The sequence below is a fragment of the Microbulbifer sp. MKSA007 genome (assembly GCA_032615215.1).
GTDB lineage: Bacteria > Pseudomonadota > Gammaproteobacteria > Pseudomonadales > Cellvibrionaceae > Microbulbifer.
The window spans coordinates 4,369,784-4,387,406 of sequence record CP128433.1 but is presented as its reverse complement, the minus strand read 5'-3'; the positions used below and the strand labels follow the sequence as shown (position 1 = coordinate 4,387,406).

The window sequence follows — 17,623 nt, the reverse complement described above, 5'->3', positions numbered from 1 at the left end:
TGTGATGACTGATTTGAATAACAAAATTTGTGATGTGTTTGCTGGGCTTGTAGTGCGTAAAGACCTGGTTAAAACCGTGAAGGGCAATGCCATCGTTCCCTCTTATGTACTTGAGTACCTGTTGGGCCAGTATTGTGCCACCAGCGATGAAGACAGTATTGAAAGTGGCATTCAAACAGTTAAGGAGATCCTGGCCAAGCATTATGTTCATCGTAACGAAGCTGGGCTGATTCGTTCTACTATTCGTGAGAAGGGCCGGCATAAGGTCATTGATAAAGTCAGCGTTGAACTGAATGACAAGAAAGATTGCTATGAGATGGCGTTCTCCAATCTTGGCATCAAAAAGGTATTGATTGATGCTAGTACGGTAAAAAAACACCCTAAGTTATTGATTGGTGGTGTCTGGGTGATTGCAGGTCTTGAGTATGATCATATCGAAGACAAGGATGCCAGCCCCTGGATATTGAATAGCATTAAGCCTATTCAAATGTCACACTTCGACTATGAGGGCTACATAGAAGCGCGCAAGCAATTTACTCTGGAGGAGTGGATTGATGTCTTGGTGCAGAGTATCGGCTTCAATCCTGAGTATTTTGGCCACAGGAGTAAGTTAACCCAGCTGGTGCGATTGATTCCTTTCTGTGAGCGCAACTACAACCTGATTGAGCTTGGTCCTAAGGGCACCGGTAAGTCCCATATCTATTCTGAATTCTCGCCTCACGGTATTTTAATCTCTGGTGGTGAGGTCACGGTGCCTAAGCTTTTTGTGAATAACTCATCCGGAAAGATCGGTCTGGTGGGTTATTGGGATACTGTCGCCTTTGATGAGTTTGCCGGTAAGCAAAAGCGTGTGGATAAAGCGCTAGTCGACATCATGAAGAACTACATGGCGAACAAGTCATTCTCCCGTGGTGTTGAGACCTTGGGTGCTGATGCTTCGATGGTGTTTGTTGGCAATACCGAGCACAGCCTGCCCTATATGCTCAAACACAGTGATCTGTTTGATGCGCTGCCTGAGAAGTTCTACGATTCTGCATTTTTGGATAGGTTGCACTGTTACATTCCTGGTTGGGAAGTAGATATTATTCGAGGTGAGATGTTCTCGGCCGGTTATGGCTTTGTGGTGGACTACTTGGCTGAAATTCTTCGCCATCTTCGCAATCAGGATTTTTCAGATCAATACAAAGAGCATTTTACCTTATCCTCAGATATCTCTACCCGTGATAGAGATGCGATTAATAAAACGTTTTCAGGCTTGATGAAGATCCTTTTTCCGCAGGGCGGCGCCACAGATAAAGAGATTGAAGAAGTACTGGCGTTTGCGATGGAAGGTCGAAAAAGAGTTAAGGATCAGCTGTTAAGAATTGACAACACTTATGCAGCAGTTAATTTTTCCTATGCCGACAAGGTGGGAAATGAAAATCAAGTAGTGACTTTGGAAGAAATTGAATACCCTAATTATTTTCACAAAAGCGTGGCTGAGGGTGATGATATTCGCTCTCCAGATATAGATATACCGACCTCTGATAATGATTCAAAAGTGACGCCGACTGGTTCGGTAGGGGTTGCGTTACGGTCAGAGTTGAAAGAGCAGGAGTTGCTCTTTATGGAGAATCAGCGTGGTGTAAGTTACGATCAACTGATAGGTCCTTATATCAGTAGGGCAAAATATATTACCATTATTGACCCATGTATTCGCTTACTTTCCCAAGCTAGGAATCTGATGGAACTGATGGAAACCATTGTTAAGAATAAGCTCGACGAGGATGAAGTTGAGGTCAGATTGGTTACCATGGAAGATGAATTTCAAGGAGATCAACAACGTGATTATTTCAACCAGATACAAAAAACGGTAAGTACGGCAGGCGTTAAGTTTTACTATTCTTTTGAAGGTGTTGGGTTACAGTCTGAGAGGAGTATCGTTGTAGATACAGGTTGGAAAGTTTTGCTAGATCGCGGTTTAGATATTTTCCAAAAATATGATATGAACAATACTTTCGAGTTGTCAAATCGTCTACAGCAGCATCGAGCTTGTAGGGCTTTTAAAATAAGCTACAAGAGAAGTTAAGGTGATGTTCAATGCTGGGTGCTCTGAATTGATGTATATATTAATCTGATTTGGCTAGATGCAGGTGCTTAGGTATTATCTCCTGATATTTTTTGCTAGATAAAGATTGTTAATATAAGTGGTACGCGCCTCTTTGTTAATAGTTATAGTTAATGTTAATATGTTATAATTATGCTGATTTAAAATTAGTGTAGAAGATAGTGTTTATATCTTAGTTTTATTTCTTTATCTTCAGAAAATGTGATCCATAGTCAAGCCTAATCTCAGGATTAATACTGCTATCAAAGCCTTGTATAAGGGGAAACGGCACTCTGAACCATCAAAAATAAAAAGCCACCATTGGGAATTTTTATGCGTAATAGCATTTGAGAGCTTGCTAGGGTTCAAAGTAAATCTTTTAATTCTTATTCCTTTTATTGAATACGAATAAAAATCTTAGCGCCGCATATTGGCCAAATCCATCAAAATACCCCTGCCCAGACTGGGGCAATACGCAAACAGGTGTGTAACGCCCAGCCCGGGTCTGTACCCATGGTTTCCTGTTTGTATGATAGAAAAGATGCCCAGCACTTGAGCCAGATCAGTTTTCTAGCTTCAGAGTGGAATATGGTAAAGGGGTTAGTACCCGTGTAGTGGCATAGTTAAGTTAAACGAATTTGAAATGACAATCCTGCACTGCATTGGTTAGAGTTGTTTCCTCTCTGGGGTGACAGTTGGCGTTACTACAACAAAAGACGGGTGGAGACCAGATCAGGGAGGATCGTGGTGAATTTGGTTGAAGATTCCTGGCTGCCAATTATCCGGCGATGCGGTATGCAGGAAAGAATTGCTCCTTGGCAAATTGCCGAGGTGGATAATCCTGTCGTAGACATTTGCACGGTACGACCGGATTTTCGCGGGGCGCTGTTCCAGTTTTTAATTGGCCTGTTGCAAACAGCTTTTGCACCTGAAAGTGTCGATGATTGGGGAGTCTACTGGAAAAAGGCGCCTACTGAGGAAACACTAAAATCACGGCTGCAAAGCTACGCTCCCAATTTTGAATTATTTCAAGAGTCCGGGCCTGCATTTATGCAGGACTTGGAATTGAGTGTGGGGGAATCAAAGTCGATTGCCGCCCTACTGATTGAGGCGCCGGGCAGTAAAACCTGTAGAGATAATCAGGATCTATTTATTAAGGGCGGTAGGGTGCAGGGTGTATGTCCCAGCTGTGCCGCTAGTGCGTTATTTACGTTGCAAATTAACGCCCCCTCCGGAGGCGTGGGGCATAGAACCAGTTTGCGTGGTGGTGGCCCTTTGACCACATTGATAATGCCAGAGGCAGAAGATGCCAACCTTTGGCAGAAATTGTGGCTCAATATCTTGCCACGAGAGGAGTTTGGGGCGAGGTCTGAAAGCTCTGATAGTTGTATCTTCCCCTGGCTCGCTCCCACCCGCCTCTCTGACAAACAAGGTTCCTCTACGTCTCCCAATGATACCCATCCCCTGCAAATGTACTGGGGTATGCCGCGCAGGATACGTCTCTATAGCCCAAGAGAAGGCAAGGGTTACTGCGATCTTTGTGGAGAGCAGACGAGTCAATTAATTCGGGAATATACCACTAAGAATTATGGCATTAATTACGAGGGTCCCTGGATTCATCCCCTGACGCCCTATCGACGTGATTCCAAGAAAAAAGCCCCACCCTTGAGTTTGAAAGGTCAACAGAGTGGTCTCGGTTATCGGCATTGGTTGGGGCTTATGTGGAATGACCATTCAAATGGCGATGAAGCGAGCCGGGCGGTGCGCTTATTCCATGAGGATTATGCGGAAGTTCTCGAAGAACTGGATTCGAATGTCGATGTGCGTCTATGGGGTTTTGGCTATGACATGGACAATATGAAAGCGCGTTGCTGGTATGAACAGGAAATGCCAGTACTGCCTATTTCCCCTGAGCATCAGTCGCTATTTATTCAGCTGGCAGGGCAGCTTTTAACGGCTGCAAAAGATACTTTGAAAGAGCTGCGCTTTAGGGTCAAGGCTGCCTGGTTTAATAACCCTAATGAGGCTAAAGGGGATTTTTCATTTGTCGATCAGGCGTTTTGGCAGGCGACGGAAAGCCAGTTTTATCACTCGCTCAAGCAATTATCCCTCGAATGCAATAAATCCCAATTTACACCTGCACCGGTGGCTATTGCCTGGGCACACATATTGAAAAAAATGGCCTTGGCGCAGTTTGATCATTGGTCAATGGAGGGCTCTGCGGAAGACCTGAAATTGCAGCGAGTGACTCGGGCGCGACGTTTTTTAAGAAATAAGCTCGCTAGTCTGGCAAGTTTAAATGCTCTGGATAATACAGCCAAAGTTGAGCAACAACAGGAGGAATTGTGATGGCCGGATATCAATATCTTAGCGATACAGATGTGAGCCGACTGCGCGAGTGGCACCGCTGGCTCAATGACAAAGCTGGCAGGGCCGATCGAGCGCGTTTGCGCCGTGCGGTAGAGCCCATGGATGTAATGCCTACTCCCGCCTTTATCCGTTTTTTAAAGGATATGCCAGAGCGCTGGCAGAAAGATGAGCAAATTCGTATCGAAGATGCGGCTCTGGTAGCCACAGTAATTGCACACGTAAAAGCTGATAACACGAGCAAAACAATTGATATTGATAGCAGCGAGGCTATGGATGTCAGTTTTGCCCGATCCCTGGCTATGCCCCGGGAGAGGGGCGGGCGCCCCCCTTTAAGTGAGCTGCGCTTTTTTCAGTTACAAAAAAGTCGCGATACGGCCGAGTTTTATCGCCGCATAGTACGGGCCCTGGCCCTGCTGGATGGCAGGGCCAATATAGCTTCTCTTGCCAATGATTTGCTGCACTGGCAAAGAGAGATGCGCACGATTCCAGCACGGCATCCACAGGAACGCCTGGCTGTGCGTTGGGCAACTGATTACTACGCTGTATTACCAGATTGAGAAAAATTCAAAAGTTTCCAAATTAAAGGGGTCTTAGGGGCCTAAAGAATTTTTAAATGCTATTCCCATAACAACACTAAGCACAGAGCAAAGCCAGACCGATTGACAGTGACTGTTGATCAGATACCTGAGAAATGAATCGAAGTAATGTGATGGCCTGACGGTCGCAACAAGGAGAGATTTATGAGCCGCTTTATTCAATTGCATGTATTGACCGCCTATCCCCCTGCGAACCTGAACCGGGATGATTTGGGGCGGCCAAAAACAGCGAAGATGGGAGGTTGTGATCGCCTGCGAATTTCCTCCCAGAGCCTTAAGCGTCACTGGCGAACGTCAGAGTTGTTCCAGCAGGTATTGGCAACGGAGCAGAAGGATAGCCTCATTGGTACCAGAACCAAGCGTCAGGGGGTACTGGCCTATGAGACTTTATTGGAGCTGGGCGTCTCTGAAAAAAAGGCCAAATTGTGGGCCCAGAAAATTGCCGAGCAATTCGGTAAGTTAAAAAAGCCGGAAAAAGATAACCCTCTGGCTGACTTGGAAATCGAGCAGTTAGTTCACCTCAGTAGTGCCGAGCAAAACGGGATCATTGCACTACTGAAAACCTTGGCAGAAGAGGGGCGTGAGCCGGAGAAGGCGGAGTTGGATTTATTGCGCAAGGAAAATATGGCGGTGGATATCGCCTTGTTTGGCCGCATGCTCGCTTCCAAGCCTACCTATAACGTTGAAGCTGCGTGCCAGGTAGCCCATGCGCTCTCGGCTCACTCTGTAGTGATTGAAGATGATTACTTTACTGCGGTAGATGACCTGAATGATCGCAGCGAGGATGCCGGTGCCGCTCACTTGGGGGAGGCGGGTTTTGCTGCGGGATTATTTTATTCCTATATCTGCATTAACAAAGAGCTGCTCATTGAAAACCTGGGCGGGGATAAACCCCTGGCCGATCGAGCTGTAGCTGCGCTGACTGAGACAATCCTTAAAGTTTCTCCCAGCGGTAAACAAAACAGCTATGCCAGCCGTGCCTATGCCTCTTATGTCGTGGCCGAAGCCGGTGACCAGCAACCGCGCTCTCTCTCTGCGGCCTACCTGAAGCCGGTTGATCGCTATAGCGAGGATTACGCCCATGACGCTATTGATGCACTGCAAAAGCAATTGCAGAGTTTCGATAAGGTGTACGGGGATTGTGCTGATAGCCGCTATGTTCTCAATGCTGTAACTGGCGAAGGTAATATCGAGGAACTTTTAGCCTTTGTCAGCGAATAGGTGGCGCTATGGAATACCTAGTATTTCGTCTTTACGGTGCCATGGCTTCCTGGGGGAAGTAGCTGTGGGAGAGTCCCGCCACAGCGCACACTACCCGGGTAAATCTGCTATCGCGGGACTATTTGGTGCGGCACTGGGGATACCCCGGGAGCGAGAGGACTTACACCAGAGCCTGGCCCGGCAATATCGCCAGGCGGTGAAGGTGCTGAATGTCGGCACTTTGCTAAAGGATTTCCACACGGTGCAGGTCCCAGATTCCGCTGGCAAGCGCCGCTATCATACGCGCCGGGATGAGCTGATTGTAGGGAAAGCGCGTCTGGGAACCCTGTTATCCCGCAGGGAGTATCTGGTGGATGCGCAGGCGATAGTGGCCCTGAGATCCTGTGAAGAGGCTAACTGGACTCTGGCGGAATTGTGTGAAGCCCTGGCCCGGCCAAAGTATCACCTCTACCTAGGGCGAAAAGCATTTCCACTTTCAGCCCCCACTGCCGCACGGGTGATCGGTGCGGATAATTTCCGCAGCGCCCTGGATCATTATGAATCCCCGGAGTTGCTGGATTACCAACCGGAATGGGCCCGGCAGGAGCGCTGGTTGCCCACTGAAGAGAGTTGTCGTTACTACTGGGAGGGTAGCTTGGATGATTTCTCTGCGGAAGATGGAGTGTTTTCAGCAGGATCTGTACAGCGGCTCAGCCGTCTCGATCAGCCCCTATCTCGCAAGCGCTGGCAGTTCCAGCCGCGTATTGAAAATCTCTGGCAGTCATAAGGGAGCGGCTATGTATTTATCCAGAGTTCAACTATCTCCCTCGCTAGCGGTGCAGAAGCAGCTGGCCCGATTGCTCAGCGAGAACAGCTACGGTATCCATCAAATCTTGTGGGATCTTTTTGAGGGTGATGAGCGCTTTTTATTTCGTGAGGAATCTTCGCGGGAACAGCTGCTTAGCAAACGCAATCTACCGGTGTATTACCTGCTGTCTAAAGTCCGGCCTGCGCAGGACAATCCGATATTTTTGGTAGAGACTAAAATCTTCGAGCCCCGCTTAAACCCCGGCGATCGGCTGGCCTTCCGCCTGCGGGCGAACCCTACAATTGCTCGTAAAACTGAAGGGCAAAAGCGCGGCAAGCGGCACGATGTGCTGATGGATGCTCAATACCATTGGTTGCGGGAGCAGTGCGAATTGCATGGTTTACCTGTTGAAGGTGGCAAAGGGCAGCTGAAGCAGAGCTTGGTGCAGGAAAAGCCGGAGCAGTTTGACCAGGGGCAGATTGAAACCCGGTTACAGGATGTCAGCCAGACTGCCGCCCGCAGCTGGTTAATTCACCGGGGAACGCGCCTCGGATTTGATATTTACCCACCAAAGCTTCACTGCAATGGGTATCGTTGGAATTTGTTACATAAAAAGCAGCGCGGTGCTGGTTTCAGTTCTGTGGATTACCGGGGAGAGCTTTTGGTTACTGAACCTGAATTATTTATAAAAAATATTTTTGCGGGTATGGGGCCGGCCAAAGCATTTGGTTGTGGATTGATGTTAATCCGCCGAATCTGATTGGGATAAATAGAGTTTTTATACAGCTGGAAGTGTTTGAGAGCGAGGGCTGGGATTCAAAAGTATCTGCAACGATACTAAGACTTTAGCGGATAGCAAATAGGCAGATTTAGTGAGTTCCCCGCATCAGCGGAGATAAATCGACCGGTGAGATGATGGTCAAACCAGCTTCATACTGTTCCCCGTATATACGGGGCTAAACCGGAGGGTATCCTGTTATACACTCCTTTCCGAATAGGTTCTCCGCATAAGCGGAGTTGCACCGGTAATTGCGCAATAAGGCGATCTTAACTGAGGCTGTTCCCCGCTGCTGCGGGGGTAAACCGAGTGTGGGGTTGGGTTGTGCCGACACCTGAGTTTGTTCCCCCGCTGGGCGGGGCTGGACCGTAGCCGATAGCGCACGGACATTAGTTCTGAAAATGTTTCCCCGAAGGCTCGGGGATGTAATGAGGGTGTGCTATGATCGCGCTCCTTTTGCGCGACTGTTCCCTGTTTGTACAGGGGTAAACCGGATAAGGCATGGCCTTTGTGCTCTGCGCAAGGTGTTCCCTGAATACTCGGGGATAAACCGACGATGGAGAAGTTGTCGGAGTGCATCCTAGTTGTTCCCCGCTTTCGCGGGGCTGCACAACGACTTTTCCCTTCTTCTTTTTCCTGTAGCGATCGCAATCGAAAGCCCCGCAGTGTATTACCGGGGGCTTCTGAATTTTGGCTGGAATTATTGGAAGATTACGCCAGTATTACTCTCGCCGCCGATCTGGAAGTTAAAAGCGCGGCCATTAGAACCTGTCTGAGTAATTTCCTTGGTGTGATTGTTACCAATTTGCAGGCTAAAGGCTGAGTTGGAGTCACCGCTCTGGGTGATGGTGATGTTATTACTATCGCCAAACTGGCGGGAGCTTATTGAAAGAGACTCACCAGCCTGTTCAAACGTTGCTCGATTATCAAAACCCAATTGACGGGTGAATATATCTACTTCTGTTCCAGCCTGCTCGATATTGGCAACATTCTGCAACCCGGTTTGTTCATTGGTCGCGCTGATCAGGAAGCCGCCTTGATTAATAACAACCACATTATCAATCAGGAACTGTTCACTGTTCATGGAGTTGAATTCGGCACCCAGCTGGGAACCCGTAATCTGGTTGGTGGTACCGGTCTGGCGTATGTCGATACTGCTACTCAGTGCGGATTGTTCTAAAGCCGCGTTGTTGCCCCCACCATTTTGGCGCAACTCAAGGGTATTAAAGGCACCGGTTTGGGTAATCGAGGTGATATTGGCATCGCCGAGCCTTTGGATAATCAGAAGGTCATTGAACAGACTGTCTACTTGGGTTGCAAACGCGAAGTGGCGATTGTTTGTTTGCCGTAAGGTCATACTGCTGCTGACACTGGCAAATTGTGCGAGCCCGCCATAGATATCGCTGCCATCCTGCAATATGTCCAAGGTGCCATCGATTGTGGCAACCAGGCTGGCGGTGGCGAAGTCGTCCCGATCAAACTGGAAGATTAAAACGGAACTGCCTATATTGCCTGCGGTTTCCTCTACCACGGCACTTTGCCTTTCGCCGTCCTGGAATACAAAAATGCTGCCGTTAGCACTGGCTTCCTGGCGACCAATAAAAAAGTGACTGTCTCCATCCTGGATATTGGTAATGGTATTACCGCTGCCAAAGCGCTGTTCGATAGTGGAAGCGTTGGAGGTACCGAGTTGCAGAATAGATACCTGGCTGTCGAGAGAGAGATCTTGGGTGATCTCGGAAGTATTTTGCGATCCGATTTGTGTATTGGTTGCACTTAGAGAAGTTCCACCGGATTGAGATATCGTGGTCTCATTTTGACTGCCGATTTGGGAACTCTGAATACTACTGTTAATAACACCGCTACTTTGAGTGGCGGTAGCGGTATTAGTATCACCTATTTGGCGTTTGATAATAGTATTGCCGAAACCTGCTTCAGTTTGATCGGAATTTGCTGAGTTACCTGAACCGATTTGTTCCAAGTCAGTAGAGTTGGTGCCCAGCGCATTGCCGCTAAAGGCAACCAGTGCGAGTGTCGCAATACTGGCGCATAACTTCATGAGTAACTCCTTTACTACAAAACTTCCAAGGAGCCCATTCGGGGCTGCTAATGAATATCGTCCACTCGCGCTTCACAAGTGGACATCAAAAACTACGAGCCGAATACATCAGTATGGGATCTTAGCTACTTCTAGCCGTCTATCTAAGCGCCAAATTATCCCTATGGGATAAACGGATGCCAGGTAGTTTTTACTTTCAGTAGCTATTTCCCGCCGAATAGAAAAATTATTGCTGGCATCGAAGGGGTAGGATATGAGAAATAAGTATTGAAAATGTAGGAAGAAAGTCCCAGGGATGTGACTGGGAAATGGCGGCGATAACTGCCTTTCATTCTCTCGGGAATTATCGTGGGGACTTTCGACACTCGCGGTCCACGCGTTTCAATAAAGTGGGGATACGGTGGTCTCCATGCATCTTTTTCACCAAGTTTTTGGCTTCTGGCAAAGGGAGACCGAGGCTGCTGATATACAGCGGTTTTACACTTTTTCCCCGCAGCAGCTCCGCCTCTGAAGGCGTGTCCTTAAACGGTTTCTTGGCGACACCGATGATGGGAACTTCCTGCTGGAGAGCAGAGTAGAGGTGGGCACCCAGACCCGGTTTTTGTTCCCCTCCGAGAAATACATAACCATCGATAACAATCAGTTCCGTCTCTATCCCGTGCTCTTCGATTAGGGTGAGGATACAGGGGAGTTCTCGCTTGTAGAAAGCACCGGGCTCATAGGCCAAGGTACTCTCTATTTTACTGAGATAGAGTTGCTCGGGCTCAGGAGCTGACCAATTCTCAAAGCCGACCCCGGCTACCATTGCTCCGGGGTCCCGGTAATCTACATCTACCGCCAAAATCATATTGGGAGCCTTTTTTTCCATTGAGCCGAATGTTGTGATTGGTTCAGGATACTTCCAGTTTTGCCTGCTTTAACAGCTGCTTATGGGTCGCTTTGTAGTGCTTGCCCAGTGTTTTGGATTTATCAAGGATTTCATTAAACAAGACATTGGCCTTTTCCACCTGGGATTGATCTTTCAAGAATAAGGCAAAGTAAAAAGTCGCTTCTGGTCCGCTGTAGTATTGGTACAGCGTTTCATACTCGTGGTAGGCCTCTTTTACTTGCTGCAATGCCGCTAGTGTACGAGCGTAAAGTAAGTGAGCATCCTGATTTTTAAAATCGGGGTTCTTTTCGATTAATTGGTCCAGTGTCTCTTTAGTCGGTTCAAACAGATTGAGAGCAAACTGACAGCGTGCCAACCCAAACATCAGCTCAGGGTCATCTTGATGAACCCCCTGGAGGCACTTTTCATAGAGAGTTTTTGCCTCGTGATAAAGGCCGCGTTTCACGCATTCATCAGCCATGCGCATAGAGTTTTCCACATTATTGGAACGGGACAATTCTTGTGTAGCCTGATGGATATCCCGATTGGGATTTAGAGCTTCCCGCACCGTCCTGCGCGCATTTTTGGCACTGCGTGACTGGTTTAATTCCGGCAGGATTTCCAGGACCAGGTAAGCAATAACTCCGGCCATGGGCAGCATCACCAGAACCCAAATCCAAGTGGTGTTGCGCCCGGTTTTGAGCACGTGAATTACAAAAGCTGCCTGAATAAGGATGGATAGAATAAGAAACGGCATAGGGATTACTCTTCTTATTTTCGCTACTAACTTTTCGTGGGCAAGGTTAACCGAGTTCGCTTAGAACACAAGAGCTGTGGATCACGGAGTTGTGCACCAGGGTACCACTCTGTATTGAGTGCACAGTTGTCGCAATATACTACTGGGCTATGGGAATAAGCCGTCTAAGATTTCTGGGGATAAAAATGACCAGTGCCTTAGACACTTGGAGCTATGGCGCATAGGGAGGTGGACCCATGGCTCAATTGTCGCGACGGGAATTTTGTTTTGCCACTGGCGCATTGGGGGCAGCCTTGCTAACAGGGGTGTCGACTTCCAAAGCTGCCCAGGCACAGAAGGGGCGCCGTCAGGCTTTACCGATTCCCCCGGAGTTGCGTGCAGATGGGCAAGGCCGGATTAAATTGGCAGCGCGCCCGGGCAAGCAGTCTTTCCTACCGGGGGTGACTACACGTACATATGGGTTCAATGGTCCGTTTTTAGGTCCGGCGATACGGGTGCGCAAGGGCGAGAAAGTAACCGTCAGCGTGGTCAATCATCTGCCGCAAAATGTAACTGCGCATTGGCATGGACTAATCGTACCCGGCAATGCCGATGGTGGCCCCTATATGCCATTGAAGCCTGGAGAAACCTGGACCGTAGATTGGAACATAATCCAGCCCGCCGCCACCCTGTGGTTTCATCCCCACCTCTACCCGACAACCGCCGAGTTGGTACTCAAAGGCTTGGCGGGATTGATTATTATCGACGATGAAGAAGGCGATGCACTGCCGATACCTTCGCGGTGGGGTGTGGATGACATTCCGTTAGTGATTCAGGATCGCCGCTTTACCGATGATGGTCAGTTCTTCCATCGCTTTAACGAAGTGACGGTTGCGGCGGGCTATTGTGGGGATCGACTTCTGGTTAATGGCGTTATTAATCCGGTGGTCAGGCCACCTAAAGGCTGGGTGCGCTTTCGTATTTTGGATGGCTCCAACGGGCGCAACTATCGGCTTGCCACCAGTGACAAGCGACCACTCTACGTGATCGCCAGCGATGGCGGTTTTCTCTCGGAACCAGTGAAAGTGGATGTACTGCCTATTGCTGCGGGAGAGCGCTACGAAGTAATGATCGACACCCGCGATGGCAAGCCTTTCGACTTCCAAGCACTGCCAGTGCCCCAGCCAATAATGCGCCTGCCGCCATTTGATCAGGCTCACAGTTTTCTCAGTGTGGTGCCTGGAACATCTGAGGGAAAAGGACAGTTGCCGGAGAGCCTGGTATCCCTGCCGCAGATCCCCCAAAACCTGCCACCAATCAGTCAGAAGCTGGTGATGCAAATGAACCGACAGAAGCAGGCGCAAGCAGTGATTGCTGCAACGGGGCTACCGCAGATGGTTGCCGCCGGTACGACCAACCCCGATGTGGTGGCCAAGGTATTGAAGCTAATTACTGAGGGGCCGGCATTGCCGTTAAAAGAGCAGCTAACTGCGAATGCGATTAATGGGGTTTCCTTTGCATTTACCGAGCCCGGGTTTAAGGTTGCGAGGAATAAGGATCTGCGCTGGGAGATCTCAGAGGGACAGGACCGAATGCTACACCCGGTACATATCCACGGCTGCCAGTTTCGAGTCACGAAATACAATAATGCAGAACCGCCACTCTATATGCGCGGCTGGAAAGATACGATGCCCATATCCGATGGCGGCAAAGCGGAAATATTTGTTCGTTTCCCGCTGCCGGCGATGCCGGATATGCCCTATATGGTGCACTGCCATGTTTTGGAACATGAGGACTCGGGAATGATGACAGAGTTTAGTGTCTCCTGACTTTATTCGCTGCTATTCTGTCAGCGTCGCTTCTGTTTCCTGTCTTCCTTATGCTGTAACTTGGTAGCTTTCCTAATCAGGTTTTGGAAGTTGGGGCACTCCAGCTGATTGACCTCGGGACAGTTGGCCACATGGCGTAGCCCATCGCGCATAGCTTCGAGTCGGCGGATATTCTTTTCCAGATCGTCGGCCCTGGCGAGAAGCTGCTCCCTGTCGATAGCGGGGTTGCCATTAGAGGAAAACATCTCGCCAATTTCATCCAGGGAAAAACCGGCGTAGCGGCCAAGGGAGATAAGGGACAACTGTTCTATCACTGTGGCTTTAAAAATCCGGGTAATCCCCCGACGACCACATGACTTTATCAGGCCTTTTTCCTCATAATACCGAAGTGTGGAAGAGGGGAGTCCCGACAGTTTGGAGACTTCGCGTATATCCAGTTCTTCCCTGTTATTCATCGCTTATTGACCTCAAGCTCACTTGAAGTTGTATGCTAGTTTCACGCGTCATTACTGGCAAGTCAAAGTTCAGCTTATGCACACCGCGAAAAGTTATTCCGAAAACCCAATTTCCCAAGAGGCTGCTCAGGTTTCCAAAAGGGGAGTCCTGGTCACCTTGTGTTTGGCGACCTTACTCGCAGCCTTGGGAGTCAGCGCAATTAATATGGCGCTGCCTGTATTAATCGAAAGCTTAGGGGCTTCCTTCAGTAATACTCAATGGATTACCGTGGCTTACATGATGTGTATGACTGCGACCCTGCCTATTGCAGGAAGCCTCAGTGACAAGCTGGGTCGCAGAAAATTGTTCCTAAGCGGTGGATTGATATTCACCTTATCGACATTACTTTGCGCGCTGTCTTTTAATGTTTGGACTCTGGTTTTTTTCCGCGCAATACAAGGGGTCGGTGCGGCGATGTTCGTGGCTGTGTCTATGGCTATTGCCAGCGACGTTTTCGATAAAAGTGAAACGGGAAAGATAATTGGATTACTGGGCAGCCTGTCTGCGGTTGGGACTGGTATGGGTCCTATTGTGGGCGGCTTGATTGTCGAAAACCTGAATTGGCAGGCTATCTTTTGGTTGGTAGTGCCGGTGGGATTGGGGGTGTTTTTTCTGGCATATCGAACTCTACCGGAAAACATAGTCGGCGAAGTTGTTGATGGCAGAAGTCGACTCAAACGCTACCTGGCCGCAGCATTCCTGTTCTTTAGCATTGTTTTTTATACCCTGGCGATTAAGCCATTGGGAGAGGGATATTCCGCAGTTAATGGAATTGCTATCGCTCTATCGGTGATATTTGGTGTGGGGTTATTTTATGTCAGGCAGAAAGTACAACCCCTGCGTGAAGGATTTACGGAATCTTCTGGAAAGCAGACATTCCTGGCGAATGTGGCTGGAAACTTTTTGGTGGCTTCATCGGTAATGAGCAGCCTGATTGTAGGGCCTTTTTATTTGACTCTGGCACTGGATCTGGACCTTTTTATCGCAGGGCTGGTGATGACAACCGGATCATTTATGGTGGCTGCTTGTTCAAATCTTGCCGGTCGAGCCGTGGATCGATTCAATAGTCGAGGTATCGTATTACTGGGTCTATTAATTTTGCTTTGTGGAGCCTTGGGAATGGGGCTGCTCAGGGTGGAGCAGGGCTTGGTAGGCTATCTGGTTTTTTCCGTCACTATGGCAATGGGTTACGGAACCTACCTTTCGACAGTTAATACTATGACCATGAATAGCGCCCGGGCCGAAGTTCGTGGGCGTATTTCCGGGTTTCTCAGCCTTTCACGAGGTTTGGGTTTATTGACCGGAGCTTCAGTGATGAGTGTGATTTTTGTAGGGCTTGTACCCAGCCAGCCCCTGCAAGACATGAGCCCGTCACAGATAGCGGATGGTCTCAATGCCGTTTATCGCCTGGCATCAGTGTTCTTGTTAACCGCATTAACAATACAGGTGGTGTCTATTCTTGCCAGCAAGCTTGCTTCCAAAGCGCAAAATTAAAGATTACCTCCAGAGCTATAAAGTAAACCCATTAGCGAGTGCTTCGTTTTAGTGAGCACTCGCGGGTATTAATAACTGCTGGAGCTGTTATTACCCATCGTTATTTCCTGATTTATTCCTATTTTCCAGTTCAACGCTTTTACACTTCAGCCACTACCTCAATAGCTAAAAATTCAGGCACAGATCTAGTTGACTTAAAGCTGGCTTCAAGTTGTATCTTGAATTTGTGGATTCGCAGTAATTTTCAACAAGATATCGAGAGAGCTTTAGGAGGACCAATCAGTGACGAATTCTTTGAGACAGTGTGTTGAAGCACTTAAAGCGAATTGGCAGGGACTTGATACTTCATCAATTGTGAGATGTCGAGAAGCCCTGGGAAAATTGGCGGTATCAAATTCTGATGAAGCATGGTTGGCTGATCTACATAGTCGCCAAGAACCCAGTGTAGAGTTATACCGGGATGAAGATAAGGGTTTTATCTTACTGGCTCATGTGGAGCCGCGTGGGCTCTATCGCCCACCACATAATCATGGCAATGGCTGGGTATTTTACGCAGTGCAACATGGTGAAGTGGAGATGTCTACCTATGGTTTGCTCAATCAAGACGATGGTGAACAACTGGTGAGCCGGGGCTGTTATCAAATGAAGCCCGGTGACTGTAGTGCGTTCTTACCAGGGGATATTCACGATACTCGCTGCCTTTCCGAGTATGTGTTGATGTTTAGATTGACCAGCTGTGACTTTAGCGAGGAGAAGCGTGAGGGACGTCTTAGGGTGTTTTCATCTTAAGCAAGAGTTTAACAATTGCCCGCTGGCCAGTTGCTAACGGGCAATTATCGATTGGACGGTTCCTAAGGAGCCTCTGAATAACTCCGTAATGCCTCTGCGAGTCTTGAAGGCTGCAGATGTTAGGCGCAGCTCGCCGCGAATGGCTCTAGTCCTTTGTAAGAGCTGCAACGCAGCAGCTGTGGCCTTCAAGGCCCGCCCTTCGGGGCTTGCAGAGCGATTCACACTCCGCGTTGCGACTTCTTGAAAGGTCTAGACATTCTTGCAAAGCCGCGCCTTGATTGTGAACCGCTCTGCAAGCCAGAGGTAACACGGAGTTATTCAGAGGCTCCCTAAGCCCAGTACAATCAAAACTCTCGATTAAAAATCTTAATCTCTATTATTGGGATATCATCCCGATATTACCATTGCCCACTTGACTGGCTGAGATATTTCCATTGACTTCACTCTGTGAAATATCAATAAAATTATCCAGCCCATTTTGTTGAGATAAGGCGAAACTCGAAGTACCCTCCTGAAATGCAACAGCCTCATTAAACATACCTTCCTGTGTGGTGGTGATGCTCATGAGTTCACCTTCTTGTCGAGAGGAAGAGATATTGTCTGATCCGATCTGACTTGTTTGGGCGTAGCTGTTTTCATTGAATATTTGCCAGAGAATGGCGTTGTTACCATCACCTAATTGGGTGAGCTCACTAATAAGGGACTCGCCAAAGTTCTGCAAGCTGGTCGCCTCATTTCCTATTCCGTTTTGTGTCACGGTAGAGGTATAGAAGGTACCGCGTAGTTGAATTAGGGCACCATCATTCAAGGTTCCTGTTTGGAGAAGTGAGCCTGAGTGGAAGTCACCACTTGTGGCGCGAACAAACCCCATATTACTTTGTCCAGATTGGAACAAGTAGCCTGTATTGCCAATGGAGTCACTTTGGAAGAGTCTACCGTTATTCAATAGCCCCTCCTGATAGATTTCCCCATTAGTCGTAGTGGTAAGTATCTGGGTACTGAGTGCGGTCTGATTATCACCCAATTGCACAATTTGCACCGTGGTTGAAGTGCTTTCTTCTTGGCTGGCGATGGCGCTGTTACTGTCTCCAGTTTGCATTTGAAGTATGTAGCCCAAGGATGAATTCACAGATTGCATCGCTTCGGCAGAGTTGGAGCTACCCGTTTGCCTTTGTTCTATTAAGTTATTTTCAATGGTTGAGTCGGCTTGCTCGGCTGTTGCCAGATTGCTATCGCCGTATTGCTCTACAGTGGCAGTACTTGTGTCCGCGTGGCTAAGAGTACCTAACAACAGAATTGTGGATGAAAAAAGGATAGCGTAAGGCTTCACAAAGATCTCCCTTTGTTGAACTAATTTGAGTTCTTTCCTGCTTGGGGCACGGGGTGCTAGCCAAAGGATAAGTGACTGTCAGTTACGGCTTATTACTGCTGATATTGCCGATCTAAAGTGTCGCCATGGAGTGAGGGAAATACTATGGGCCAGAAGTACTTTTATTTTGAGAGAAAAGTCACTGA

General features: G+C 48.3%; 14 protein-coding genes. 9 read left to right on the top strand and 5 right to left on the bottom strand.

The window, feature by feature from the left end; translation table 11 throughout:
- Positions 1-4: 4 nt before the first annotated feature.
- From brxL to cas6e, 6 genes are all read left to right on the top strand, one after another.
- Positions 5-2,068 carry a BREX system Lon protease-like protein BrxL gene (gene brxL, locus QT397_22480; protein ID WNZ55583.1) on the top strand — a complete coding sequence of 688 codons (2,064 nt, stop codon included), beginning with the start codon at positions 5-7 and terminating at the stop codon, positions 2,066-2,068.
- 765 nt (positions 2,069-2,833) lie between these two features.
- Positions 2,834-4,435, top strand: a complete 1,602-nt coding sequence (casA, locus tag QT397_22475; protein ID WNZ55582.1) for a type I-E CRISPR-associated protein Cse1/CasA — start codon at positions 2,834-2,836, stop codon at positions 4,433-4,435.
- A complete protein-coding gene (gene casB / locus QT397_22470; GenBank protein ID WNZ55581.1) occupies positions 4,435-5,013 on the top strand; it encodes a type I-E CRISPR-associated protein Cse2/CasB in 579 nt (192 codons plus the stop codon). The genes casA and casB overlap by 1 nt, the downstream gene beginning before the upstream one ends.
- 183 nt (positions 5,014-5,196) lie before the next feature.
- On the top strand, positions 5,197-6,273 hold the full coding sequence (cas7e, locus tag QT397_22465; GenBank protein WNZ55580.1) for a type I-E CRISPR-associated protein Cas7/Cse4/CasC: 1,077 nt from the start codon (positions 5,197-5,199) through the stop codon (positions 6,271-6,273).
- 64 nt (positions 6,274-6,337) lie between these two features.
- Positions 6,338-7,039 carry a type I-E CRISPR-associated protein Cas5/CasD gene (cas5e, locus tag QT397_22460; GenBank protein WNZ55579.1) on the top strand — a complete coding sequence of 234 codons (702 nt, stop codon included), beginning with the start codon at positions 6,338-6,340 and terminating at the stop codon, positions 7,037-7,039.
- 10 nt (positions 7,040-7,049) lie between these two features.
- Complete coding sequence (gene cas6e, locus QT397_22455; GenBank protein ID WNZ55578.1) at positions 7,050-7,820, top strand: type I-E CRISPR-associated protein Cas6/Cse3/CasE; 771 nt, start codon at positions 7,050-7,052, stop codon at positions 7,818-7,820.
- A gap of 718 nt (positions 7,821-8,538) precedes the next feature.
- Here cas6e and QT397_22450 read toward each other — a convergent pair.
- The 3 genes from QT397_22450 to QT397_22440 form a co-directional block, all read right to left on the bottom strand.
- Complete coding sequence (locus tag QT397_22450; protein WNZ55577.1) at positions 8,539-9,897, bottom strand: hypothetical protein; 1,359 nt, start codon at positions 9,895-9,897, stop codon at positions 8,539-8,541.
- Positions 9,898-10,240: 343 nt separating this feature from the next.
- Positions 10,241-10,765 carry an endonuclease V gene (locus tag QT397_22445; GenBank protein ID WNZ55576.1) on the bottom strand — a complete coding sequence of 175 codons (525 nt, stop codon included), beginning with the start codon at positions 10,763-10,765 and terminating at the stop codon, positions 10,241-10,243.
- Positions 10,766-10,787: 22 nt separating this feature from the next.
- Positions 10,788-11,522: a tetratricopeptide repeat protein gene (locus tag QT397_22440; GenBank protein WNZ55575.1), complete on the bottom strand. Its 735-nt coding sequence runs from the start codon at positions 11,520-11,522 to the stop codon at positions 10,788-10,790.
- A 236-nt stretch (positions 11,523-11,758) separates the two neighbouring features.
- Here QT397_22440 and cueO point away from each other — a divergent pair, with 236 nt between their 5' ends.
- Positions 11,759-13,330 carry a multicopper oxidase CueO gene (gene cueO / locus QT397_22435; GenBank protein ID WNZ55574.1) on the top strand — a complete coding sequence of 524 codons (1,572 nt, stop codon included), beginning with the start codon at positions 11,759-11,761 and terminating at the stop codon, positions 13,328-13,330.
- A gap of 20 nt (positions 13,331-13,350) precedes the next feature.
- Here the strand turns inward: cueO and QT397_22430 are convergent, their stop codons facing one another.
- Entirely contained in the window at positions 13,351-13,785 is a 435-nt protein-coding gene (locus QT397_22430; protein ID WNZ55573.1) for a helix-turn-helix domain-containing protein, read from the bottom strand.
- Positions 13,786-13,861: 76 nt separating this feature from the next.
- Between QT397_22430 and QT397_22425 the strand changes: the two genes are divergently transcribed.
- Together QT397_22425 and QT397_22420 are read left to right on the top strand one after the other, a co-directional pair.
- A complete protein-coding gene (locus QT397_22425) occupies positions 13,862-15,319 on the top strand; it encodes an MFS transporter (GenBank protein WNZ55572.1) in 1,458 nt (485 codons plus the stop codon).
- A gap of 282 nt (positions 15,320-15,601) precedes the next feature.
- Positions 15,602-16,108: a hypothetical protein gene (locus QT397_22420; GenBank protein WNZ55571.1), complete on the top strand. Its 507-nt coding sequence runs from the start codon at positions 15,602-15,604 to the stop codon at positions 16,106-16,108.
- Positions 16,109-16,484: 376 nt separating this feature from the next.
- Here QT397_22420 and QT397_22415 read toward each other — a convergent pair whose 3' ends face one another.
- The gene (locus QT397_22415) at positions 16,485-17,438 is read right to left on the bottom strand and encodes a hypothetical protein (GenBank protein ID WNZ55570.1); all 954 of its coding nucleotides are present in this window, start codon (positions 17,436-17,438) and stop codon (positions 16,485-16,487) included.
- Positions 17,439-17,623: the final 185 nt, after the last annotated feature.